This window comes from Gudongella oleilytica, assembly GCF_004101785.1.
In the GTDB taxonomy this organism is placed as follows: Bacteria; Bacillota; Clostridia; order Tissierellales; family Tissierellaceae; genus Gudongella; species Gudongella oleilytica.
Window position 1 is genome coordinate 600583 of the sequence record NZ_CP035130.1, and the last position, 25634, is coordinate 626216.

19 protein-coding genes, 2 tRNA genes and 4 pseudogenes are annotated in these 25634 nt (G+C 38.3%); 19 read left to right on the top strand and 6 right to left on the bottom strand.

The window, feature by feature from the left end; all coding sequences use genetic code 11:
* The first annotated feature begins 209 nt into the window (after nt 1–209).
* Entirely contained in the window at nt 210–1007 is a 798-nt protein-coding gene (locus EC328_RS02680; RefSeq protein ID WP_128425375.1) for a metallophosphoesterase, read from the top strand.
* Nucleotides 1008–1036: 29 nt separating this feature from the next.
* On the opposite strand, the gene EC328_RS02685 is transcribed toward EC328_RS02680, so the two are convergent.
* Entirely contained in the window at nt 1037–2419 is a 1383-nt protein-coding gene (locus EC328_RS02685; RefSeq protein ID WP_128425376.1) for a hypothetical protein, read from the bottom strand.
* Between the two features lie 170 nt (nt 2420–2589).
* On the opposite strand from EC328_RS02685, the gene EC328_RS02690 reads away from it, so the two are divergent.
* From EC328_RS02690 to EC328_RS02745, 12 genes are all read left to right on the top strand, one after another.
* On the top strand, nt 2590–3213 hold the full coding sequence (locus tag EC328_RS02690) for an RNA polymerase sigma factor (protein ID WP_206363902.1): 624 nt from the start codon (nt 2590–2592) through the stop codon (nt 3211–3213).
* Nucleotides 3210–4187 (top strand): anti-sigma-I factor RsgI family protein, encoded by a 978-nt coding sequence (locus EC328_RS11580; RefSeq protein WP_206363903.1) that lies wholly within the window; start codon nt 3210–3212, stop codon nt 4185–4187. The genes EC328_RS02690 and EC328_RS11580 overlap by 4 nt, the downstream gene beginning before the upstream one ends.
* An 87-nt stretch (nt 4188–4274) precedes the next feature.
* Nucleotides 4275–5354 (top strand): PepSY domain-containing protein, encoded by a 1080-nt coding sequence (locus tag EC328_RS02700; protein WP_128425377.1) that lies wholly within the window; start codon nt 4275–4277, stop codon nt 5352–5354.
* A 130-nt stretch (nt 5355–5484) separates the two neighbouring features.
* Nucleotides 5485–6501, top strand: coding sequence for an alpha-hydroxy-acid oxidizing protein (locus EC328_RS02705; RefSeq protein WP_128425378.1), 1017 nt, complete (start codon nt 5485–5487; stop codon nt 6499–6501).
* 54 nt (nt 6502–6555) lie between these two features.
* On the top strand, nt 6556–7482 hold the full coding sequence (locus EC328_RS02710; protein ID WP_128425379.1) for an AEC family transporter: 927 nt from the start codon (nt 6556–6558) through the stop codon (nt 7480–7482).
* A 71-nt stretch (nt 7483–7553) separates the two neighbouring features.
* Entirely contained in the window at nt 7554–8828 is a 1275-nt protein-coding gene (locus tag EC328_RS02715; protein ID WP_128425380.1) for a radical SAM protein, read from the top strand.
* A gap of 8 nt (nt 8829–8836) precedes the next feature.
* Nucleotides 8837–8911: transfer RNA gene (locus tag EC328_RS02720), tRNA-Thr, on the top strand.
* Nucleotides 8912–8933: 22 nt separating this feature from the next.
* Nucleotides 8934–9815 (top strand): 4-hydroxy-tetrahydrodipicolinate synthase, encoded by an 882-nt coding sequence (gene dapA / locus EC328_RS02725; protein ID WP_128425381.1) that lies wholly within the window; start codon nt 8934–8936, stop codon nt 9813–9815.
* A 21-nt stretch (nt 9816–9836) separates the two neighbouring features.
* Nucleotides 9837–10028 carry a 4-oxalocrotonate tautomerase gene (locus EC328_RS02730; RefSeq protein WP_128425382.1) on the top strand — a complete coding sequence of 64 codons (192 nt, stop codon included), beginning with the start codon at nt 9837–9839 and terminating at the stop codon, nt 10026–10028.
* 138 nt (nt 10029–10166) lie between these two features.
* On the top strand, nt 10167–10628 hold the full coding sequence (locus EC328_RS02735) for a RidA family protein (protein ID WP_128425383.1): 462 nt from the start codon (nt 10167–10169) through the stop codon (nt 10626–10628).
* A 48-nt stretch (nt 10629–10676) separates the two neighbouring features.
* Nucleotides 10677–10753 (top strand) — tRNA-Arg (locus EC328_RS02740).
* 262 nt (nt 10754–11015) lie between these two features.
* The gene (locus tag EC328_RS02745) at nt 11016–12626 is read left to right on the top strand and encodes an IS1634 family transposase (RefSeq protein ID WP_128425384.1); all 1611 of its coding nucleotides are present in this window, start codon (nt 11016–11018) and stop codon (nt 12624–12626) included.
* Between the two features lie 362 nt (nt 12627–12988).
* Here the strand turns inward: EC328_RS02745 and EC328_RS02750 are convergent.
* Nucleotides 12989–14245: pseudogene (locus EC328_RS02750) on the bottom strand (IS1634 family transposase); the annotation flags it as partial.
* A gap of 163 nt (nt 14246–14408) precedes the next feature.
* Here EC328_RS02750 and EC328_RS02755 point away from each other — a divergent pair.
* Together EC328_RS02755 and EC328_RS02760 are read left to right on the top strand one after the other, a co-directional pair.
* Complete coding sequence (locus EC328_RS02755; RefSeq protein ID WP_128425385.1) at nt 14409–16154, top strand: IS1634 family transposase; 1746 nt, start codon at nt 14409–14411, stop codon at nt 16152–16154.
* Nucleotides 16132–16344: a hypothetical protein gene (locus EC328_RS02760; RefSeq protein ID WP_128425386.1), complete on the top strand. Its 213-nt coding sequence runs from the start codon at nt 16132–16134 to the stop codon at nt 16342–16344. The genes EC328_RS02755 and EC328_RS02760 overlap by 23 nt, the downstream gene beginning before the upstream one ends.
* A gap of 80 nt (nt 16345–16424) precedes the next feature.
* Here EC328_RS02760 and EC328_RS02765 read toward each other — a convergent pair.
* Nucleotides 16425–16928 (bottom strand): annotated as a pseudogene (locus EC328_RS02765) (IS1634 family transposase); the annotation flags it as partial.
* A 416-nt stretch (nt 16929–17344) separates the two neighbouring features.
* On the opposite strand from EC328_RS02765, the pseudogene EC328_RS02770 reads away from it, so the two are divergent.
* Nucleotides 17345–18664: pseudogene (locus EC328_RS02770) on the top strand (IS1182 family transposase); the annotation flags it as partial.
* 440 nt (nt 18665–19104) lie between these two features.
* Here the strand turns inward: EC328_RS02770 and EC328_RS02775 are convergent.
* On the bottom strand, nt 19105–19806 hold the full coding sequence (locus tag EC328_RS02775) for an IS630 family transposase (protein ID WP_128425387.1): 702 nt from the start codon (nt 19804–19806) through the stop codon (nt 19105–19107).
* A complete protein-coding gene (locus EC328_RS02780; RefSeq protein ID WP_128426969.1) occupies nt 19746–20255 on the bottom strand; it encodes a helix-turn-helix domain-containing protein in 510 nt (169 codons plus the stop codon). The genes EC328_RS02775 and EC328_RS02780 overlap by 61 nt, the downstream gene beginning before the upstream one ends.
* Nucleotides 20256–20333: 78 nt before the next feature.
* On the opposite strand from EC328_RS02780, the gene EC328_RS02785 reads away from it, so the two are divergent.
* Nucleotides 20334–21002 (top strand): FadR/GntR family transcriptional regulator, encoded by a 669-nt coding sequence (locus EC328_RS02785; RefSeq protein ID WP_276318554.1) that lies wholly within the window; start codon nt 20334–20336, stop codon nt 21000–21002.
* Between the two features lie 230 nt (nt 21003–21232).
* Here EC328_RS02785 and EC328_RS02790 read toward each other — a convergent pair.
* Nucleotides 21233–22195, bottom strand: a pseudogene (locus EC328_RS02790) (IS6 family transposase).
* A 122-nt stretch (nt 22196–22317) separates the two neighbouring features.
* Between EC328_RS02790 and EC328_RS02795 the strand changes: the two are divergent.
* Nucleotides 22318–24195, top strand: coding sequence for a sigma 54-interacting transcriptional regulator (locus EC328_RS02795; protein ID WP_128425389.1), 1878 nt, complete (start codon nt 22318–22320; stop codon nt 24193–24195).
* Nucleotides 24196–24370: 175 nt separating this feature from the next.
* The gene (locus tag EC328_RS02800; protein WP_128425390.1) at nt 24371–25633 is read left to right on the top strand and encodes a 3-isopropylmalate dehydratase large subunit; all 1263 of its coding nucleotides are present in this window, start codon (nt 24371–24373) and stop codon (nt 25631–25633) included.
* The last annotated feature ends 1 nt before the right edge of the window (nt 25634 follow it).

The window sequence follows — 25634 nt, forward strand, 5'->3', positions numbered from 1 at the left end:
CCTCCTCGCTTGCTTAATGCTTATCATTCTCTTATCACTATTGTATAGTAACATGATAAAACTGACATCAAATAATTACAAAATAGTCACAATACTTGACAAGTTCAAATGATAAAATGATAATCATTTAGGTTGCTTAGCCTTAATTATCGTCTCTATTTATGATATAATCACACAATAGATCAAGAATTGTGATAGCAGGTGAAAATATGAAAAAGTCGAAAATATTCATATTGCTTTTAGCAATGGCTTTATTGTTATTTCTATATATAGATGATCAGATTTCAAACTTTAGGGTGAATCGAGTGGAGCTCCAGACTGAGAAGCTGGAAGAAGAGATAAGGATAACACAGATAACAGATTTTCACTCCAATGATAGAGTGGACCTGAATGGAGTATTAGAAAGCGTAAGGCTCTTTGATCCTGATTTCATTGCATTGACAGGCGACATCATAGATTTTAAAACGGTTGACTTTTCACTTTCCTATGAGCTTATTGATAGACTCGTGGAAACAGGAAAGCCAGTGTATTTTGTCTACGGGAATCACGAGCATGGCAATCAACATTTCAGGGAATTCATAAATGGTATTGAGGATAGAGGAGTAGATATACTGGATGAAAGGTCAGTTGAGCTTCCAATCGGGGATAACACCATAATGATCTACGGTTCAGATTTTTATTCGACAAGTGATGGTTATGAGAAGCTATTTTCTTCTGTTGACGCCAGATATTACAATATTCTCCTTGCTCATTCACCTAACAGACCAATACCGTACCTCCACGGAGAAATTGATCTCATGCTTTCAGGTCACACCCATGGCGGTCAGGTAAGACTTCCTATCGTTGGGGGAGTACTATCACCAGGTGAAGGCTTTTTCCCTGAATATGACAAGGGGTTAATGAAAATTGGGGACACTACTCTATATATCGACAGCGGACTTGGGAACAGCGTATTGCCAATCAGGCTTTTTAATCCAGTGCAAATTTCAGAGATAATTATAAAATAAAGGGAAGGCCTCTTTTAGAGACCTTTCCTTTACCACTTTCTGTATCCAGTTATTCCATTTGCATCCATCCAAAACTTCTTACCTTGTATCAAAAGATCAAGGTCCGGATCTCTTTGACCTTTAATCCTCATCAGATCATCCTGTACATTCAGAAGATCATTGTATGTCAGATAATCATAATCCCTTAGTCCCATTTCACCATTTTGAAGATATGCATACTCGAGATTGCCATCGTGATTTATCCATGAATAGGTGGTATTTTTTATGCCCTGGAGCATCTTTTCTGCAAAATCCAGGTATCTTTCATCCTTCTCATCCTCATATAGCATATAGAATGTATGGATAGCCTGAAGCTGATGATTAAGCGAAATATGTGTAGGGCTTCCGCCTGTTCCATAGTAATCCTCAACCAGCCAACCCTCATTTCCAAAACTGTCGTAATTTACGATTTTTCTTGTGGTCCCATGCATAAGGTAGTACTCAGCAAGCCTAAGGTAGGCATCTCTAAAAACCTGATCTCCAAACTTCCTGTGAGCAATTACATTCGTTTCAAGAGTGTCGGCATTGAACCTTGTATCAAAGAAGCCTTCATTTATTCCATAGTCATTATATAGCCAAAGGCTTTTTGGAAGACTGGGGATATAACCCTCTTCATTTATATTCCCGTGAGCTATTCTTAACAGAGCATTTCCGAGAACATCTGAAGCCGGACTGCCTCCTTTTTTAATGAGTGAATTAGTCAAGTAGTCACTTGGTATTCGCCAATATGATCCTTCGGCATAGGGAATATAAGTCGAAGGACTTTTATAATGGTATCCATCATATAGAAGTCTTGCATTCTCATTTAGATCATAGCTGCCCCATACAATTCTTTGGTACTTATTGCTAAAATCGACCAATGGCTCACTTGAGCCTATACCCCACATGATCCCAAAGCTTCCGGGGAGAAGGTTGAATCGTTGAGTCACGAGCCACTTCCCTTCACCTTTACTGATCGATATTGAGTGAGCGCCTATACTCTGAACAGTGCCAGAGCCCAGATCCTTATAGGAATAGGGCTGACCTAATATATAGTTATATTTTTCAGTGGATAAAAAAAGCATTTTTCCTGCAGGAAGAACTCCACCTGTCAAATCAGTTTCTACGAGAGATCCATCTGGATCGAAATACCTCAAGGCCCCCGAATCTCCAGGGATCTCAAAGCTTGTCAAATATGAGTCATCAGCTGAACTGCTGATTTTTCTTATAAAAAACCATCCCTTATCAGGAAGCCTGAATTCACGTTGAGAGTATGAAAAATGGTCGTTTACCTGGATGTTATACTCTGTTATTCCAGATGAAGCCTCAGCTGTCGGGAGGGGTAACATGATCAAAAGCATAAGAGTGATTATTAGCAGTCTAAAATATTTCATAGTGCCTCCTTGAAAATGATTTCAAATAACTTGATACCCATTGTATATCGTTTGACACCCATTGAGCAGCTTTGTAAATGAAATGTAACCTTTAGATATTTGTCTTAAAAAATAATTAACAGGGTAAATACAAGAAAATGTTCGATTGTATGCAATAAAACCAAGTATCTATGCATTATAATATCAAAGGGGATAAAGCCATGCTGATGTTTGCCTTCGTATACGAAGATCAGGCTCCAAAGCCTGAAAAATACAACAATATCGATATAGATGAAAGCCTTTTTAAGAAGATAGGACAAAATGACATGGAGGCCTTCGATCAGCTTTACAGGCTTACAGAGAGGACCATGTATGCCTTCAGCCTATCACTTGTAAAAGATCATCAGGAGAGTCTGGACCTAATGCAGGAGACATATCTTAAAATACTATCTGCTGCTCATCTTTACAAGCCTATGGGCAAGCCCCTGGCCTGGATGTTCACCATAGCTAAAAACCTTCATTACTCATCAGTGCGTAAAGGGTCAAGAACAACCAATCTTGAGCCTGAAACCATACAGGATGACAAAAGGTTTTCTTACATTACTGATATGGATGATAAAATAGTGCTCCAGACAGTTCTGGATAAACTGACTGAGGAGGAGAGGGAGATAGTGCTCCTCTATGCTGTGACAGGCCTTAAGCATAAGGAAATAGCCGAGAGCATCGGTTTAAGCCTTTCTACAACACTATCCAAGTATCATAGAGCCCTTAAAAAGCTTAGGGGACACCTTGAAGAAAGGGAGGTCAGGGCATGAAAGATCACGAAATACTACAAAGCATTAAAAATTCAATAGAAAATGCGCCCATAGATCTTCTTGAGGAAATCAAAGCAAAACCTCGAACTAAGATGCTTAGACACGATGAAATAACATCTCAAGGAAATGTAATGAAGTCAATAAGAAGACTGGTGCCCTATGCATCAATTGCAGCAGTATTTCTCGCTGTCTTTTTAAACTGGCAGTTGGTTTCAAACACTGTCGACAGCAGAGTATATCTTGATGTAAACCCAAGTATAACGATCGAAACCAACAGGAGAGACAAGGTCATAGCACTTAAAGCAGGGAATAAGGACGGAGAAAAAATAATCGAGGGTATTTCCTACAAAGATGAGTCAGTACTTCTGGTATCAGAGGAGATACTGGAAAAAATGATGTCCGAAGGATATCTAGGCGAAAACAATGAATTTCTGTTGCTTTCTGTTTACAACAAGAATCATGAAAAGGCTGAAGAGAAAAAGAGAATACTTGATCAGTCGATCCATCAGTACCTTAACAAGAATGAAATTGAGCCTATAGTACTGACGCAGAGACTGGAAGAGACCTCATCCATTGAAAGATATGCGAAAGAGTACGGAGTATCTGTTAGTATGATGACCTTTATAAGGAATCTTATGGTGCTTGATCCTGATCTGAAGGTTGAAGAGCTTGCAGACATGTCGATCCAAGAGCTTGTTAGATTAAGTCAGGGTATAGGACTTGATCTTGAAAGGATAATTGAAACAAAGGATATGGAGAAGATAGAAAGGTTGGCACCTGCACCCTCAATCATTGATGGTGATGACTATGACGACGATGACGACGAAGACGACGATGACGACGATGACGACGATGACGACGAAGACGACGAAGATGACGAAGATGACGAAGACGATGATGAAGAAGATGATGATAACAATGAAGACGATGACGGCGATGACAGAGATGACGACGATGACAGAGATGACGATTGATAGAAATTATGAAAATAATTATCAAATGGATGCAATAAAAGTCATCCCTCATCAGTTAACGTATCAAATACAACAGGAGGGATAAGAATGAAGAACAAAACAAAAATTCTAAAGGGTATCGCATTGGTATTAGCTATAGTAGTCGGAGCAGGAGGTTATTTGACGGCAGTTCCTGCAGGTGCTATCAAAATGGACGTAAATCCAAGTATAGAAATTGTAACTAATAGGCTGGATAGGGTAATAGAGATAAATCCTCTCAACCTGGATGCAAAGAAGATGCTCGAGAACTTCGAGCCTAAGGATAAATCCCTTGAGGGAACGGTGAATGATCTGGTTGATTTAATGATACTGACAGGTTATATCTCCGGGGGAAAGGATAATGTGGTGCGCTTAACCGTCAACGATGACACAGTGGATTCAGAACTGGTGGAAAGAGTCAATAAAGCTATCGCAGCAATGCTGCAAAACAAACAGATAGAAGCCAGAGTCATAAAACAAACGCTAAAAGATAGCCTGGATGACGATTTATATGAGGATGATAAAGACGATGAAAGAACAGTTGAACCAAAAGAGATTATTACCAGAGCTGATGCGGAGGCAATTGCACTTGCGAGAGTAAATGGTGAGATCATAAAGCTGGAGTTGGATGACAAATCAGATGATGGCAAACCTGAATACGAGATTCACATAATTGCAGACGGTGTTAAGCATGAATTAGAAATTGACGCTTTTAATGGAACTATAACAGAGCATGAAATGGACGACGATGATGATGATCATGACAATAAAGACGATAAAAAAACTGATGCAAACAGTATATCTGAATCTGTCAGAGTGGATGCAGCAAATCAGCAGAAACAGATCATCGGAGTGGAAGGAGCAAAAAATATTGCACTTAGTATGGTTAAAGGCGAGATCAAAAGTATCGAGCTTGAGGATGACGACGATGATTTGGAATACAAAATCGAAATAGTCAGCGAAGGAAGAGAATATGAAATAGAGTTAGACGCGTATACCGGGAAGGTTCTTGAATTCGAGAGCGATGACCTTTATGATGACTGGGACGGCTACGATGACGATGACGATGATAGAGCTGACGACGATGACGACGATGACGACGATGATGATGACGATGATGATGACGATGATGATAGAGATGACGATTAATTAGTGATATAATGTGAGGGGACAAATTCCCCTCATATTTTTTTGCAAGAACTTAGGGTTTCTAAATATCAGGCTAAAGTGATATAATATTAAACATAATATTTCCAATAGGGACTGGGGAGGAATACATATGAATTATGACGAAGTAAGAGAAAAGGCAAAGGAGATATTGACTCCAAATTGCCTGGTTTGCAAGGAATGCAATGGTGTCGCCTGCAGGGGATGGGTACCGGGAGTAGGTGCTAAGTGGACAGGCAGCTCATTTATAAGGAGCTTCAACTATTTAAACGAAGTCAAGGTAGTAATGGATACCATTTATAAGGGAAAGGGTCAGGATATTTCAATCGAGCTTTTCGATAAAAAATTTTCAGCACCAATTTTTGTAGCTCCAATAGGAGGAATGGACATTAACTTCGGCGGGAAGCTGTCAGAGGAAGAATACCACAGAAGGACCCTTATGGGAGCAAAGGCAGCAGGAATAGCTGCATTCACTGGGGATGGTGCTAATGATGACTATTTCAATGCACCCTTAAAGCCTCTTAAGGAGGTAGGTGGATGGGGCATCCCTACTCTTAAGCCATGGTCTCAGGAAAAGATATTTGAAAAAATAAAAATTGTCGAAGACCTAAATGTCCTTGCACTTGCAATGGATATAGATTCAGCAGGTCTGGTTCATTTGGCTGCTTCCGGCAAACCTGTTTACTCAAAGACCGTCGAGGATCTTAAGTCAATAGTCGATTCAACCGGGCTGCCCTTCATTATAAAAGGTATAATGAGCGGTAAAGGCGCCGAAAAAGCAGCCCAGTCGGGAGCATATGGTATAGTGGTCTCAAATCATGGAGGCAGAGTTCTGGATAATACTCCGGCAACTACTGAAATGCTACCTGAAATAAGAAAAGTTGTCGGTAAGAGCATCAAGATATTCGTAGACGGAGGCATCCGAACCGGAGCTGATGTGTTTAAAGCACTTGCTTTAGGTGCAGATGCTGTTTTGATCGGCAGGACATTTACCATCTCGGCCTTTGGCGGAGGAGCAGAGGGAGTTAAGATCTATGCTGAAAAACTTATGGCAGAGCTTAAGGATACAATGCTAATGACCGGATGCTCAACACTAGAGGATATAACTTTTGACAAAATAAGATTTTGATCATGGACAGACCGATAAAACGGCCTGTCTGACTACACTACATGGAGAATTATAATGACCTATTTCAGCTTTACATTCATAAATGTCATACTACCGATTTTCCTGGTTATCGCTGCAGGCGCTGTCATGAATACTGCATTTCATATCGACATCAAATCACTTACAAAGCTTCAGTTTTATATATTGATGCCCTCAATGCTATTTCTCAAGGTCTATGAAAGTCAGCTAAGCAGCCAGGTAATTAAAGCAGCAACTACGGTAACATTAACTGCGATCATATCAATAGTAGCTATGTCTATGATAATAGCCAGATTCAGAGGATATTCAAAATCTGAGAGCAGTGTCTTTGTAAATTCATCAACATTCTTTAACTCAGGGAATTACAGCTTGCCGTTGATTCAGCTTTTATTCAATGACCCAGTGGCAGTTTCTATACAGGCAATCATATTAATGGCTCATAATGTTGCATTTTTCACTATTGGTATATTTACTGCAAGCTCTGGAAATAGAAGTCCAAAAGAAGCCTTGATCAATGTGTTAAAAATGCCATTGCTATATATAATGGCTTTTGCGGCAATTATGAAGTCTTCAGGGGTTATTATTCCCGATCCGATTTTAGATCCACTGAAGATCTTAACTGATGGCTATATGGCTATAGCACTCTTGACTTTGGGAGCTCAATTATCTGAAACTAAATTTACAATAAGCAACTCCAGGCTCTATCTGTCTAGCTTTATTAGATTGATTGTATCCCCTGCGATAGCTTTTTTAATAGTAACACTATTAGGTATTGATGGTTTGCTTGCCAGAGTTCTGGTAATTGGACTTGGAGCACCAACTGCAGTAAATGTAGTATTAACATCCATCGAGCTGGATAATGAGCCTGAATTTGCTTCGCAGGCAGTTTTCACCTCAACAATACTAAGCATGATAACAATAAACCTGGTCATTATGGCAGCCTTTGCTCTCATACCGGCTTAGTTATAATGTTGAAAAATTCGTGGTACAGATGTACAATCCCATTATAATAGTATCATCAAGGAGGTGAGAGGATGGGGAAAATCAAATACATACAAAGAGATACCAATGGTTCTATAAAGCTTGATGCTGAGTATATCGGTACCGATTCAGCCGGTAAACACATGGAGTATATCCTCACAGAGGAAAATGGCAAACTAATACTCACACCCTCCATCCATTCACTATCAAGACTATACATAGAGCCTACCTCGGCATGTAACCTTAACTGCGTTACCTGCATAAGGAGGACATGGAGCGAAAAGCCAGGCTTCATGGAAATGTCTGCTTTTAATGCATTGGTTAGCCAGCTAAAGGAGTTTTCGTCTCTGGAGTCGATAATGTTTGGCGGATTTGGTGAGCCGATGCACCACCCTGAAATATTCAATATGATAGCTGCACTTAAGGTCTTGGGACTAAAGGTCGAGATAACCACCAACGGGACTATGCTGAATAAGGAAAGCTTTGAAAAACTATTTTCATCCGGACTGGACACATTGTGGGTTTCAATTGACAGCACAGAGACTTCAACCTTCAATGCAATAAGAGAGGGAGCTGATTTTGGGGGTATCCATGATAATCTTAAGCTTTTCAAAAGAATGAATCAGGAGAGCGACAAAAAAATGACCTTAGGAATTGCCTTTGTCGCTACAAAAGATAATGTCGACGAACTTTCAAAATTAAGAAGCTTTGCAGCAAACGTCTGGGCAGAAAAAATTTCAGTGAGCAATGTGATCCCATACGACAGAGAAATGGAAAGTAAAATGCTTTGCAGAAAAGTACTCTTCAAGCCTCTGGCTTACACAAAGGCTGAGGAGGAGAGGATAGGATTTAAGGAGATAATAATCCCAGAGATAAGTCTTCCAAGGATAGATTATAATGAGACCACAAAGGATGCTCTCCATGATATCAGAGGTTCTATGATGAAGGTGAAGCTCCTAAACGAGACCTTTAAGGCATACGATGACCACTGCAGATTTGTCCATGACAGGATATCCTTCATAAGGTGGGATGGAATGGTTTCTCCATGTATGGGGCTACTGCATTCATACACGACCTTTCTAAATGGTAATGAACGCAGGATGAATGAGTATACACTTGGTAGCATCAGAGAAAAATCTTTGAAGGAAATCTGGGAAAGCAGTGAATACAAAGAATTCAGAGAGAACGTATATGAATTTGAATTTTCACCCTGTGTCTTATGTGGTGGATGCAAGGATATCAATTCAAATGAAGCAGACTGCAGGACTGATAGTTCACCAGTTTGCGGAGGATGTCTCTGGGCTCAGGGAGTAATACAATGTCCATAGTAACATCTGCTGGTGTGGCTCAGAGGTAGAGCAGCGCACTCGTAATGCGCAGGTCGTGGGTTCGATTCCCACCACCAGCTCCAAAATATACTTAGGAGGTATAAAATGCTTAAAGGAATTTACACACCGATCGTCACCCCATTTGCAGAGGATGAATCGATCGATTATGGAAAGCTGAAGCACAATCTTGATCTACTGGCAAAGACTGATCTGGATGGGATCGTAGTTCTTGGCTCAAATGGTGAGTTTGTATACCTTACTCACGCTGAAAAGCTTGAGCTTATAAAGTTCTGTATCGAAAATTTCACCAGGGAGAAAAGAATAATCGTAGGTACTTCCTATGACTCCACACTCGAGACTATAAGCTTCTGTAAGGAAGCAGCAGAGCTGGGTGCAGACGCAGCCCTGATCCTTCCACCACATTACTACAAAGGAAGTATGAATGAGGAAGTACTCTATAATCACTTTGTAGACGTTGCGGATGAGTCGCCTATCCCTGTAATGCTTTATAATATGCCAGGCAATACAGGCATAAATATGTCCTCAAAGCTCATTGCACGACTTGCAAGGCATCCAAATATCGTTGGAATAAAGGATACATCAGGCAATATCGTCCAGCTATCCGAGATAGTAAGAGATACGGACGATGACTTTGTTGTATTTGCAGGTAATGCCGGATATCTTTTACCTGCACTAACAGTAGGAGCAAGAGGTGCAACTGTAGCTCTAGGCAATATATTGCCCAATGAGTGCTGTCAACTGGTAAAGCTTGTTAAAGAAGGTAAGCTAGAAGAAGCAAGAGAGCTGCAATTAAAGCTTATTGAAATAAACTTCATAGTGACCGGAGGAATGGGAGTTCCAGCATTAAAGGCTGGTATGGATATGCTTGGTTACCAGGGTGGTATTCCACGAAGACCTTTAAGACCTCTTGAGGAAGACAAAAAACAAGTTGTAAAAGCTGCCCTTGGAAAGCTGGGCGTACTTTAACATATCTAAGGAGGAATACAAATGCCAATTATTCAAGTAGAAATGCTTAAAGGAAGAACAGTAGAACAAAAGAGAGCCATGGCGAAAAAGGTTACTGAGGCCTTGGTGGAGACGGTTGGATGCAAAACTGAGGCGGTTAAGATCATAATCAGAGAGATGGAGTTCGAAGATTATGCACAGGGTGGAGTACTTCACTGCGACATTAATAAATAGCAAATTGCCGCTAAGATCAATCGGTTGCATGCTTGATTTTAATTCTCTCATAGTGCTGCTGTAAGGCAGCCTTATTTTTCTATCTTCACTTTTTCGAATTAACTTATTATATTAAGAATCAAGACAGGAGATGATTTTATGTCAGAAATTGAGAAAAAACTGGAGGCATTAGGAATTGATCTTCCAGGACAGACGAAGGCAGCCGGCAATTACGTTACGGCAAGAAGAACTGGCAATTTGATCTATACATCCGGGAACGGACCAACAAGGGATGGAAAGATCCTGGCGGTAGGAATGCTTGGGGCAGAGCTCTCTATAGAAGAAGGTTACCAAGCAGCAAGAGAGACAATGATAAATATTTTGGGCGTATTGAAATGTGAATTGGGCGACTTGGACAAAATAGTGAAATTTGTCAAGATCCTCGGATTCGTTCAAAGCACTGATGATTTCTATGACCAGCCAAAAGTATTGAACGGTGCATCGGATTTATTGGTCGAGGTATTTGGAGAGAAGGGGAGACATGCAAGATCTGCAATAGGGACAAGTGTATTGCCATTTAACATGCCTGTAGAGATAGAAGTGATAGTTGAGGTCGATTGACATTTAACTAGTTTGGAATTATACTAATATAGTGAATCAACTGAGCATGCGCCCATAGCTCAGCTGGATAGAGTAGCTGGCTTCGAACCAGTTGGTCGGGGGTTCGAATCCCTCTGGGCGTACCACATAGAAACATTGAAAAGACTGCATTGTAGCGTTATACCCCAGGGAGGGATAGGGTTCATTTCCTCTCTCTGGAGCAATAGCCGGAGCAATGCAGTCCTTTTATTTGTTCGCTAAGCTAGATATATACCCTGGATTCCGCACGATACATAACGATGATGCGGGTGTAATTCTCTCAAACTATTGAAAAATAAACATTTAGCACAAATAATCCTTTTAGTTAAACTCGTTATGTAATATAATACACATACCGAGGTGAGGCTGATGGCAACGATAATTCATCAAACAGATAAGCGTTCTGGTATCACTTACGCTTACGAATCGGTTTCCTATTGGGACAAAGAAAAGAAACAATCTCGAGCTAAACGCACACTGATTGGCAGAGTTGATCAAGAGACTGGCGAAATCATCCCAACGGATGGCCGCGGAAAGAAGTCCAAAGATCTTGAAGGACCTTTAAAGCCGGGGCCCGTGCTTACGAAACATACTGCCAGAACATTTTATGGTGCAACTTATCTGCTGGATGCGATAGGCGAAAAGCTTGGTATTACCGATGATTTGAAAAAATGCTTCCCAAAAGATTACCGCCAGATGCTTTCGATCGCTTACTATTTGATTCTGGAAGATAGCAATCCTTTATATAGATTTGAAAAATGGGGAAGCCTGCATAAGCATCCTTATGGAAAGGATATCACTTCTCAGTGCAGCAGCGAGTTATTCGCATCCATCACCGAAGAAGCAAAGAACGACTTCTTTAGGCTGCAAGGTAAACGAAGAGCCGAAAAGGAATACTGGGCCTATGATATTACTTCTGTATCAAGCTATTCTGAGTCATTGCGTCAAGTTCAATATGGCTTGAACAAGGAAAATGACAGACTTCCTCAGATCAATTTGGCTATGGTATTCGGTGAAGTATCCAATCTTCCATTTTGTTATCGAAAGCTGGCCGGCAATATCCCTGATTCAAAAACCATCAAAAACTTGTTGGCTGATTTCAATATTCTCGGCTATCCCAAAGTAAAGCTCGTCATGGATCGCGGCTTTTACAGTGAAAAAAACATTAATGCTCTTTATAAAGATCATCTTAAGTTTCTCATGTCGGCAAAAATGTCATCAAGCTTGATTAAGAGCGCGTTGGACCCGATTTATAACGATTTTCGAAGCTTTGAGAACTATAGCGAAAAATATGAACTCTACTACCGCTCAGTACAATCAGATTGGCACTATAGTCAAGATCGCCCCAATAAAGGGGACACAGTGGAAGATAAACGACGCATCTATATCCATTACTATTTCAATATTGATAAGGCTGCTGAGGATGAAAAACGATTTGACAAAAATCTGATCGCACTTCGTCGTGAGTTGGAATCCGGGAAAAAAGTTCCCGAGCATGAAAGTCAGTATAAGAAGTACTTCGACACCAAAACAACACCAAAACGTGGTACAAAAGCGATGATCAAAGAAGATGTGGTGAGGGCTGCTAAAAGATACTATGGGTATTTTGCCTTAATCACTAATGAGACAATGGATGCAATAACAGCCCTGGAAATTTATCGCAATAAGGACTTGGTCGAAAAGGCGTTTGGCAATCTTAAAGAGCGATTGAATATGCGAAGAACACTGGTCTCATCAGAACAAAGTTTAGACGGGAAGCTATTTGTAGAATTCATTGCGCTGATTTATTTGTCATACATAAAGAAACAAATGCAAGATACCAATCTATTTAAGGAATACACGATCCAAGGTGTCCTGGATAAACTGGATGTCATTGAATGCTTTGAAGAATCGCATCAGAAGCTACGTCTTGGAGAAATGCTTGAAGAGCAAATTGCTCTCTACAACAACATAGGGATCGATCCCCCAGCCTCGTTATGAGTTTGCGGGAATCCAGGATACACAACACCTCCTATTAGCAATATTATAACACATTGCGAGAAAGTGCGATATATAAAAAACAAAAAAGGCAAAAAAAATAAGCTATTTAGAGCTTTTGAATGGGTTTTGTAATATGTAAGTGTCAAACTCCCGGGTTTTGTAATATGTAAGTGTCAAACTCCCGGGTTACTCTCTAATTAAACTGTCAAACTCCCGGGACATTATCTGAAAATTAGTTCAATTTGTTATTGCAATTTATCTCGAATTAGTTTAGCATGTTTAATATTCCATCTTTGACAGTTGAGAGGCACAAAAACTCTGGAATGCATTGTAATTAGTGCACTTCAGAGTTTTCGCTTTGTTTAAAAACTGCGTAATGTATTCTTCTTTTTTGTTTCCTTAAAATAATTTTTCATCTTTTTTATGCTTACTATCTCATAATCTGTTCTGAACCCAAATGCCTCATGCAAAGCATCAGTAAAATCAGTTCTCGTGTAGGTTGGAATATATCCTTCTGTTGGAATAGAGTAGAAATTCATATCTCTTAAACCATTAATAATCTCCTGACTTGTAAATTGTTCACCTAATAATTTCTCTAAATATCTATATAAAACTAATGCAAGAAAACATGTAGTGAAATGTGCCTGTATACGATCGTCTCTGCTTAAATAAACAGGCCTTGCCTTAAATTCTGATTTCATAATTCTAAAACATTCTTCAATTTCCCATCTTCTGTGGTTAATCTTTGTAATAGCTTCAGCATCATCTTCTAAATTTGTACATACAGCATAAAATCCATCATACTTTTCTTCTTTAACCACTGCATCTGTATCTATACCATATATAGTTTCATCTGCAATTTCTCCATCCTTTGTAACGTTTGTAGATGATATAAACCTTCTGAAGTCATTTTGATTTTTCTTTTTGATATCTGATTTTCTGTTTGTAATTAACTTAGCTGCACGTTCTAGCTGCCCAGCTCTAATCTTTCGTTGGTAATCTCTGTATTTGAGAGAATAGGTAACAATAAGCTTTTGCTCAAGCCCATCTTCTTTTATCCAACGTTCTTTGTAAAAGGTTTTATTTTTGTACTTATCATAGTTTTCTCCATCTTGATCGATTAGGTTAATATCAAATAAATTATCACTGCCTGCTAGGTGCCATCCTGTTGGATCAAGAGCCCACTCTTTCAAATGTTTCTTTAATTTTTTTACAGACTGAGTTGTAATAAATGCTCTACCATTTATGTCATTAAATTTACGATTATCTGTTGAAGATAATCCAGCATCAGTACATACAATGAATTTAGATAACTCAAAGTCTTTAAAAATTCTCTTCTCTAGCGGTTTCAGAGTAGTTTGTTCATTGGTATTACCACTATGAATATCGAAAGCAAGGGGGATACCATCACCATCCATAAATAGTCCCATTCCCACTATAGGATTAGGCTTATGTTCCTTAGAAAATCCATATTGTTTAAGTCCATCTTCATTTTCTATCTCAAAAAAATAATTAGTGCAATCATAATAGAGAATACGGTCGTTTCTTTTTGAAACAGATAAACTATTTTCATAGAATTTTGACTGAATATAATCACTTTCTTTTGCAATAATGCTAACTTCTCAAACTTTATCACACTCAATTGTTTGCTCCCTCTATTTACTGCATTGAAAAACAGCTCAAGCCACTGAAAACAAGCGGATTTTGTTACGATTTCACTTGCACCTTAGTGGTTTTTTTGTTATAATTATTGAGTAGGATATCATACTTTGGAGGTGCGAGATGTATTACGATTTTCTGATAAAAATCCCCGAGAAAACAGGGAAAATTTCAAGAAATAAACGTGGCGATACAACTTATATTGAGTACACTTATGACAGAAAATATGTTCCTGAAAAGAAGTATAATGTGCCTATGCGTACTACTATTGGAAAATTGTCTAATGATGATCCAACTATGATGTATCCAAACCCCAATTTTGAAAAGTATTTTCCGGATATTATTCTCCCCGTTGAAGCAAATAACCCAGCTTCGCGCAGTTCTTGCATCCGAGTTGGAGCTTTTTTGGTGATCAAGAAAATTATTGATGATTACAAACTTGCCAATCATCTTTCATCGTGGGACGATCGTGGAAAAGGACTATTGCTTGATTTAGCCACCTATTCCATTATCTGTGAGAGCAATGTTGCTCAATACTATCCTGATTATGCCTATAATCATCCTGTTCTTACTCCAGAGCAGAAAATATACAGCGATTCAACCATTTCCAGATTTTTTTCTGAGATCACGGAAGATGATCGAATTGATTTTCTAAATAGCTGGAATAAAAACAGAAACCATAAAGAACAAATATATTTAACTTACGATTCGACCAACAAAAATTGTAAGGCTGGAGATATTGAAAAAGCTGAGTATGGTCATCCAAAGGAAGACATTGGAGCTGCAGTTGTCAACTATTCTCTTGCTTACGATATAAACAATCAGGAGCCTTTGCTATATGAGAGTTACCCAGGAAGTATCGTTGATGTTTCGCAGCTACAGTATATTATAGAAAAAGTCCGGGGATATGGATACAAGAACATTGGATTTGTTCTTGATCGCGGATATTTCAGCAGGGATAATCTGAATTACATGGACCAATGCAACTATGATTTTGTGATTATGGTTAAAGGAAAGGCTTCATTTGTGAATGGTTTAATCATGGATCATAAAGGAGAGTTCGAAACCAATAGAAACTGTGCGATCAAAGCCTTTAGAACCTATGGAATGACGGTATGTGACAAACTTTATGCAGATGATACTAAGGACAGATATTTTCATATTTATCATAAGGTAGACCGCGAAAGCGCGGAACGTGCTCAGTTGGAAAATGAACTACAACGTATGGAAGAAATGATGAATAAGAGCAAGGGAAAAGATATAGACTTCGGGAAAAAATATGAGCACTATTACGAACTGACCTATCATGAAAAAGATGGTAAACGCAAATTTTATGGCTATAAAGAACGAGAGGATGTTATTGAAAAAGAACTGAAATTATGTGGTTATTTTACAATTGTGACATCAAAAAAGATGAATGCCAGCGACGCACTTTTGTTATACAAAAGTCGTGATGCTTCTGAGAAGTTATTTTGCAGCGACAAATCTTTCCTTGATAATAAATCATTTCGAGTTTCCAGTAATGACGCTCTTGAATCTAAAATATTTGTAGAATTCATTGCTCTAATTATCAGAAGCAAGATATATACCCAGTTGAGAAAACGTATGGCTGAGATGGCAAAAAAACCAAACTATATGACAGTTCCGGCTGCGCTTCGAGAATTGGAAAAGATTGAACTAATCAGGCAGCCTGGTGGTAACTATAAATTAGATCATGCAATTACCGCAACACAAAAGACCATTTTAGGAGCATTCGGAATAGATGAAGACAGTGCGCGAGCAAGAGCATTGTCAATAGGAAAAGAACTTATGGGAGCAGCCGCTCCAGAACAGGAGGAGGACGAAGATGGCGCGAACGAAGTCTACTAAAACAATCGATGAAAAGATCCGTGAACAAGAAGAAAAACTCCGTAAAATGAAAGAACGATGCGATAAAATATCTGGAGAGCTTGACGATCTCTACGAGGAGAAGAAAGCGTTAGAAGCCAAGGAGTTGTTGAATGCAATAGCCCGAAGTTCTAAAACCAGAGCTGAGGTGTTGGCATTTCTTGAAAGTTAACAGAAGGTTCAACACTATCCATTTTGAGTAATCACTGATGGCGTTCTTATGTTGAGTAGGAAAATCATGAGAAGTTAGCAAATAACCTCTAAAGCCCTATAAATATGCTGCAAATCAAAGTCTGGCTCTTCTAAAAGATTACTAGACTCCTGATAAGTATTTAATTTTGAAGAAGGAAAAAGGATTCTTCCGTAAATTAACCTTGAAAGAATTGAGTCAAGATTAAATTCAAACTTATATTTAGCAGAGATATTATCACAGATCTTATTTAATCCAAGCATATGATAAAGCTGCTGTAAGAATAAATATCCACCATTAAAAGACCTTTGGATATTCTTATCAATTTGCCTTGATTGACTATATTTCACAATAACATCTCTATTTTGTTCATCTTCTTTTTTATTTAATTCATCAATATATTCTTTTGCCCATTCAATAGGATCTTGTCCATTTAATTTTTCTTCTAATTCTCTTACAGTACCTAATTTCTCAACTATTTTAGTAGTACGTTTATTTCCTTCTATAACATCTTTGATAACATAAAGTGAAGTCGAATTCTTAGACTTTGAAAATGATAATCTCATATTAAAACTCCCCCTCTGCTTTATATTATAATATATTACGATATATTACGCAATAAATATTTCCGAAAATTGACAAAAAAATAAAGCCTTTCCAATGGCTTTAGCGATTATTTTTTGAAGTAAGTGTCAAAGACCCGAATTGAATAAACATTCGCTCCTCGTAGGTTAGGTGTTTGTTTTCCATCGAATCAGTGATATTATTATGGTAGTCCATAGTGATTATCATCCGTGTCAGATTTTTTATGGTGATAAAATCATAACATAGATAGTCATCTATGGCAGACTGAAGACAAAGCTCAGCAATCAATAAAGATTGTTGAGCTTTTTCATGCAAATAAATCCGATTTTTCACTGCAATTGCAACATTTATACCTGATATTTTGATATAATATAACTAATATTAGGGGGTGTAAAATATGCTTACCAGAGATCCAAAAGAGAAAAAAGATCAAGTCCAAATCTTTTCGATCGATCAAGTAGTACCTAAGGATCATATCCTTAGAGACATAGATAAAGCTATAGATTTTTCATTCATCTATGACCTTGTAAAAGATAAATACTGCCTTGATAACGGAAGACCCAGCATAGACCCTGTTCTTTTAATCAAAATACCCTTCATTCAATATCTTTTTGGGATAAGAAGCATGAGGCAAACTATGAGAGAAATCGAGGTAAATGTTGCATACAGGTGGTTTCTTGGTTTAGATTTCTACGATGAAGTGCCTCATTTTACTACATTTGGTAAAAACTACACCAGAAGGTTCCAGGGCACAGATCTTTTCGAAAAAATATTTGAGCACATATTGGAGCAGTGTTTTGAGAAGGGATATGTAGACCCAGAGCTTCAATTCATAGATTCAACTCATGTAAAAGCAAGTGCCAACAGACACAAGCTTCAGAAAGTGAAAGTACAAAGAGCCACAAGAACATACCAGAAAGAACTGATGGAAGAAATCAACAAAGATAGAGAAGATCACGATAAAAAAGATTTGAAGCCACCCAAAGACGGTGGAGAGAAAACAGTTGAGAAAACAGTAAGCACCACAGATCCTGAAAGTGGATTGTTCCATAAGGGAGAACATAAAGATGTATTTGCATACAGCGTTCAGACAAGCTGTGATAAGAATGGCTGGATATTGGGATATGAGGTATATCCAGGAAATGAGAATGACAGCGTCACCTTCAGCGATTTTTTCAAGAAGATCGAATCATTTGAACCAAAAACAATAGTAATGGATGCAGGCTACAAGACACCATACATAGCGAAGACGCTTTTAGATAAAGGAATCCTTCCAGTACTGCCATACACAAGGCCTAAGGGTTTAAGAGGTCAGATAAAGAAGTCAGAATACAAATATAACACTAAAGATGACAGTTATACGTGTCCAGAGTCTCAAAGATTAGAGTACAGAACAACCAACAGAGAAGGCTACAGAGAATACAAAAGTGATCCTAACATCTGCAAGAATTGCAGTAGGCTGGAAGAATGCACAAAAAGCAAAAATAGAACAAAGATACTGACCCGACACATATGGCAGAACTACATAGAGGCATGTGAAGCAATCCGTTATACTCAGGAAGGCAAAGCATTGTACAAGTTAAGAAAAGAAACCATAGAGAGGATATTTGGAACCGCCAAAGAATCCCATGGTTTTAGATACACAACCATGGTAGGGGCTGAAAAGATGAGATACAAGGCAGCTCTTACTTATGCATGTCTAAATTTGAAGAAGCTGACGAAGATGATGAAAAAAGATGGTAAATTGGGTGGAGATCCCCGTAAAAATCGAGGATTTATTTTAGATAAAGTACAAAATATCTTACTTAATTCTTTAAATGAGCAAACCCTCCATCAGGCTTACGCTTAAAAGAGGGTTTGTCTAATCTCTGACATAGATAGTCATCTATGGGCTTTTTATATTAGTTCAATTTTATTTTACAATGAGTCAAACATATTTTAATAAAGAATAGAATGTAATTAGTGTTTATACTAGACTTAATATGGTTAAGTATTTAGCGCTGGTAAAAGCAAATATTAGTTAATAATATGGGGTGGTCATATGTTTAAAGAAGTAATAAAAAGCAAAAAGCTTTATATGTTAGTAGTAGAACAGATATCTAATCTAGTGTCATGTATCGTTGACAATTAGAATATAGACCAGCCCTGCCAGCCATTTTAGTTGTTGTGGATTTCGATTTTAGGATACAGTGAAACAAGCTTTGTCCTGGCTTGGTTGTTTGTAAAATGCCAGTTGATTGTGGATGATCTTTCATTTCGATTCACTTCCCATACCGCCAGCTCACAACGGAGCTTCTCAAGATCATCGACTCTACGATTAAGACATTGACTGGTCATTACGTTCAATTCTATTTCAGCTATGTTCAACCAACTGCCGTGCTTTGGCGTGTAATGGACTTCAAGGCGCCTGGCGATTCTTCTGGCCTCTGCAGGTGGAAATCTTTTGTAGAGTGAACTGATTTTATGGGTGTTCAGATTATCAAGTACCAAAATGATTTTCTCCGCATCCGGATAACAAACGTCTGCAAGGTATTTGATTTCCTCAGCCCAGTCTACAGCGGTTCTCTGATTGCGGGCGTTCACATGTCTGAAGCCGCCCAGAGGTTCTGTGAAGACGAAGATGCTGCAAGTGCCCTCTCGCACATATTCCGAATCAGTCTTCTTATCATTGCCCTGGCGCATGGGAAGTGGTTCTCTTGATTCCCCAAGAAGCTGATAGGGTTTTTCGTCCATACAAACAACTGGCCTCAGTATGTTGTACGGCAATTCGTAGACGTCGAGGACATCTTCCATGCAGGCTACGAATTCGGCGTTTTCTTTTGGCGGGATGCACCAGTACTTGTTTTTGTGAGGTCGCAATTCGTTTTTTTTAAGGCTCGACCTATGGCATCTTTGCTAACAGGAACTTCAAGTTCAACTTTTGCTTTTTCTTCCAGCAGGCGCAGTGTCCATCTGGAATAACCTTCGGGCGCTGGTCCACAAGCTATTTCAATGAGTTTGGCTTCTGCTCGACCATCCAGTTTTCGGCGGGCGTTGTCTGAGTTGACGCTTCTTCCCACTGTGAGTACGTTATCAATGCCGCCATCCACATAATACTTGATTACATTATAAACAGTCGCGTTACACACACCGATGGATTTGGCGCACTGTTCTTGCGTATACTGTTTTCCATGTGCTTCATCAAGGGCCATTAAGATTTGGCATCTGCATTTGATGGTTCGTGTAGTCGATTTCTTGCGTATGACAGATTTCAACTTGTTTAATTCTTCCTCTGTTAATTTGATCACATATTTCTTTTTCCTTGCCATTTTCATATCACCGCCGTTTCTTTTATTATATCACGAAACGGTAGTAATTGCAGCATTTATATACATATTAATATACTTATATATCAACGATACATGACACTAGTAACAAGTGGAGAACTAAAAGTTGGAGATAAATTGCCAGCTGAAAGGGTCTTAACTGAAAGGTTTGGGGTCTCTAGAGCTACTATCAGGGAAGCCATAAGCGCATTAGAAATAATGGGTTTGGTAGAAGTAAAAAGCGGATTGGGAACTTTTGTAGCTGAATGTAAAGATACTGCTGAAGATGAGTTTTACGAACTGACAGAAAATGACGGAATCAGCCCAACTGAAATCTTTGAGGCAAGAATTATTATTGAACCGCAGCTGGCAAAGCTGGCATCTCAAAGAGCAACTCAAGAGGATTTGGATCGGTTGAAAGATGTCGTAGAAGAGACTGAAGTTTTATCAGAAAACCAAATTGAAGAATTCGAGGTTTTAGATGAGCAGTTTCATTCAATAATTGCCAATGCGGCATATAACGATGTTCTTCTAAAGTTTGCTCAAAACATAAATAAACTTAGAGGAAGCAAGTTGTGGGGAAACATGAAATACAAGAGTCTTCAAAAGGAAGGAAGAATAACAAGATATAAAGTCGAGCATAAAGCAATCTATTTAGCATTAGTAAACAGAGATTTCAACGAGGTTGAGAGCCTTACCAAAAAACATTTGATTGATATAAAGGCTGATATTTTTGATGACGTAGATTAAAAATATCAAATAAACCAAATAGCTTCAAAAATTAAAGGCTCTGTAAACTAAATATGAAAGATTAGCACAATGTATTCATAGAATAGCTCAAAATTGCTTCGGATTTCGCCAGGAAGACAATAAAGGATCATCCTAGTCCAGGTCAAGGGTAAAATGAACACGCTTACGCGCGCCCTTGACCATTCCAAGGCCGCTCCTTTAAGAAACAATTAGGCGAAATCATAGAAGAATCAAGCAATAAGAATATACTTTCTCTTTTGCTTCTTAGTAAGGCTTAGTCCAACAACTTGAGCTGGTGTAAGTCCACTAAGAGATGAATGTGGCCTGACAAAGTTGTAGAAGAACACAAACATGCTGATCAGATTATTTGCAGAGTCAAATGAATTAAAACCCTGTTTTGTCTTATACCAAGCTTTGAATTGATGGTGGAAAGACTCAATCAAATTGTTCGAGATATCATCCTTGAAACTCTCAACTCTGATGTGCTTGATATCAGAGTCAAACACAGACTTGGCAGGCACCTTGTAGGCGCTGTAACGGTCACTGACGATGGAAGAAACCTTTCCTATACCCTTTACAGAATTAAAGATAGTAAAGGCCTGAGCAGAGTCTCTGTAGGGTGATAGGTGAAATCCAAGGACAAAACGAGTTTCAGAATCAAAGTTCATCAAAGGCATAAGCTCCAAAGAAAGATTATTAAACAAAGGGGCAAACTTCCTGCACCAGTTGGCGATGGTAGTATGGGAAACTTTGATATTATTGGTAACCCTAAGAATCAAAGCGATATTCCTGAAGGAATTCTTTCCAAGATAAAACATGGAAAGAGCCGAAATAATGACATGAACAGGATATCTCATACGCTAAAAATCATTCTTACCAGCAAGCTTAGAAACAGAAGCAGGTAAGAAGGCCGAAGGTTTTACAACAAAGAAAGAGTGGTTACACTTTTTATCGCAGCACCTGAAATTGGAATAGTGCTCATGGTCATGGTGAAGAAAAGTAGCCTTGGAGCACATAGGACAATCTGGGTACTTCCGATTGTCAGGATCCCTCTTACCGGGATTGTAAGGTGCAAATTGATGGTTACACTTACGGCAGAGATACTTTTGGAAACCGAGGTTATCTTTACCGTAACGATAGAAGGAATGATTATCGTTGCACTTTGGACAACTGATTGATACAATTTTTTGCATGAGGACTTCATCCTTTCTGGGAGGTATTTGTTTTCGGCAAAAAACATTGTACCACAGAGAGTTTGGGGTCCTCAATTTTCATTTAAGTTTATAAAACGTTTAATAAAGTCTGGAGGCTATATATGAGAATTGCTTTTATATCACCTTATACCGAGTTAGGTGACTTAGTTTCTCGAATATCTAAAGAGATAGGTGTCCCTATAGACGTATTTTATGGAGCTTTTGAAGAAGGAGCGAAGCTGGGCAAAGATCTTGAAAAAATGGGCTATGACATAATAATAAGTAGGGGAGCTACTTATTCAAATATATCTGATGTTGTAAATATTCCAGTAGTAAACTGTGGAATATCTTCGATAGATATATTAAATTCGATCAATGAAGCCACTAAAGTGTCTAATAAAATTGGATTGGTTCTTGCGGAGCATTCACCATATCTAAATGAACTGATCAAGGATATTTTTGATATTGAATTATTATATAAGTCACAGTACAAGAATATCAATGAAGTCAGCGAAATGGTTCAGGAGGCAGTTGATAAGGGTTCTGAAGTAATAGTTGGCGGTATTGTAACTAAGAGGATTGCTGAAAACTTAGGACTAAAAAGCATACTATTAAAAACATCTTATGAGACAGTAAAGCAGTCAATTGATAATGCAATAGAAATAATTAGTGTTTCCAGAAGACAAATGTTTCAGGCTGCGAGATTTAATAATATTTTAAATTTTTCTTATGAGGGTATAATAGGTTCCGATGCTTCAGGCATAGTAACTTTCTTCAATCCTGCTGCTGAGAAGATTCTCGGCATCAAAGCAGTTGATGTCATAGGCAAGAAGGCAGATGAACATATACCTACAACTAAGCTATTGAGAGTACTTAAAACAGGCAAAGAAGAAGTCGGTGAGATCCAGAGATTAAATGATATAACTATACTTACAAATAGAATTCCGATCAAGGTTAAAGGAGAAATACAAGGTGTAGTTGCTACATTTCAGGATATAAGCAAAATACAAGATTATGAGCTAAAAATAAGATCTGAGTTATATAAAAAGGGTTTGGTAGCGAAATATACATTTGATGATTATGTAGGGAAGAGTGATTCAGCTAAAAAACTCATAGCTAAGGCAAAAATTTATTCGAAATCAAGTTCTACAATTCTTATAACAGGTGAATCAGGCACTGGAAAAGAGATCATTTCTCAAGCAATACATAATAATAGTGACAGAAAGAAATATCCATTTGTAGCCGTAAACTGCTCTGCTATACCAGAAAATCTCCTTGAAAGTGAATTGTTTGGTTATGCTGAAGGTGCTTTTACAGGAGCAAAGAAGGGCGGTAAGATGGGATTGTTTGAGTTAGCTCATAAAGGAACCATTTTTCTTGATGAGATTAGTTCACTTCCAATAAGCTTGCAATCAAGGCTATTAAGAGTTCTTCAGGAGAAAGAAGTATGGCGTGTTGGATCTAACAATGTCGTTAATATCGATGTTAGAGTAATCGCTGCATCAAATGAAAACCTTGCTGATCTTGTAGTAAAAGGAAAGTTCAGAAATGACCTTTTATTCAGGCTCAACGTTCTAAAGCTAGAGACTGTATCACTAAGAAACAAAAGGGAAGATATAAAAGAACTTTTCGAGTACTTCTCGAAAGTATTTATGGGGAAAACTATACACTTAAGTGATGAGCTGATGGATAAATTCTACTCATATAACTGGCCTGGAAATGTTAGGGAATTAAAGAATCTTGTTGAAAGGATATCGCTACTGCATGAACACATTCCGATTGAAGAGATTTGTCTAGATCATTTTAGCAGCTCAGAAAAAGAAGATAGTATCAATAACGTAGCTCAAGAAGGTTATATTTTCTTAAAAGAAGGTAATCTTAGAGATATGCAGAAAGAAATAATCAATATTCTTTATGAAAAATACGGCAAAAATTCAACTATTCTTTCAGACAGACTCGGAGTAAGTAGAACCACAATATGGAAAAAATTAAACAGATAAACGTTCATAAAAATAACACACGTTCATTATTATGTTAAAATAATGAACGTGTGTTATTTTTATACTGCTTTTTTGAGCATTTTAGGCTAGAAAAATATTGGCATGATAATTGCAAATATAACTAGTTGAAATGAGATTTATTTAAATAACATAAACAAAAGGAGGATTGAGTTACATGGGAATGACTATAACTGAAAAAATTCTTGCAAAAGCTTCAGGTAGTTCAGAGGCTAAAGCAGGAGAGATTCTATGGGTCAAAGTTGATAAAGCTATGATGGATGACATACTTGGACCAAGGGTAGAAATTGCCGAAAAAATGAAGGAACTTAATGCAGAGGTTTGGGACAAGGATAAGGTAGTAATAATTTCTGACCACTATACTCCGCCGGCAAATTCAAAACAGGCTGAAATAGTAAAGTTCACCAGAGAATGGGCTGCAGAGAATGAGATAGACAATTACTTTGAATTTGTTGGTCCCTGTCATCAGATAATGGTTGAAAATGGATTTGCTCTTCCAGGGCAGGTTGTTGTTGGGACAGATTCTCACACTTGTATGTATGGTGCACTAGGAACTTTTTCAACAGGAATTGGTTCAACTGAAATGCTTGGTGTTTTAGTTACAGGAGAGATTTGGCTTAAGGTTCCCGAAACTATAAAAGTGGAATGGAGAGGAAAACTGGGCAAAGGAGTAATGGCAAAGGATATTGCTTTAAAAACCATAGGAGTCATAGGTCATTCAGGTGCGACATATAAGGCAGTAGAATATGTAGGAGAAACAATAAGCGACCTAAATATGGATGAGAGAATGGCTATTACTAATATGGCTGTTGAGAAAGGTGCAAAAAATGGGATTATTCCTGCTGACGATAAAACAATTAAGTATCTTGACGATAGAGACATTAGAGGTAACTATGAAGCATTTATTAGTGACGATGATGCTGAATTCTGTGAGACTTTTGAATTTTCAGCAGATGAGTTGGAACCAGTTGTTGCTTGTCCACATGAGGTAGACAATGTAAAAAATATTTCTGAGTTAGAAGATGTCAAGATAGATCAGGCATATATAGGTTCTTGTACAGGAGGAAGATATTATGACCTAATGATGGCAGCTGAGGTACTCAAAGGTAGAAAAGTGGCAAAAGGAGTAAGATTACTTATATCACCAGCATCGAAGGAAGTATGGGATATGTGCGCTAAAGATGGGATACTTCAGACTCTCTCAGAAGCAGGAGCTATTGTACTCGCACCAAGCTGCGGTGCTTGTTTAGGCCTGCACTCAGGCGCACTTGCACCTGGAGAAGTTTGTATATCCTCAACTAATAGGAACTTCCTTGGCAGAATGGGCAGCAAGGATTCATTTATTTATCTCGCGTCTCCTGTGTCAGTAGCGGCAGCTGCAATTGAAGGTAAGATAGTTGATCCTAGAAAATATTTATAGT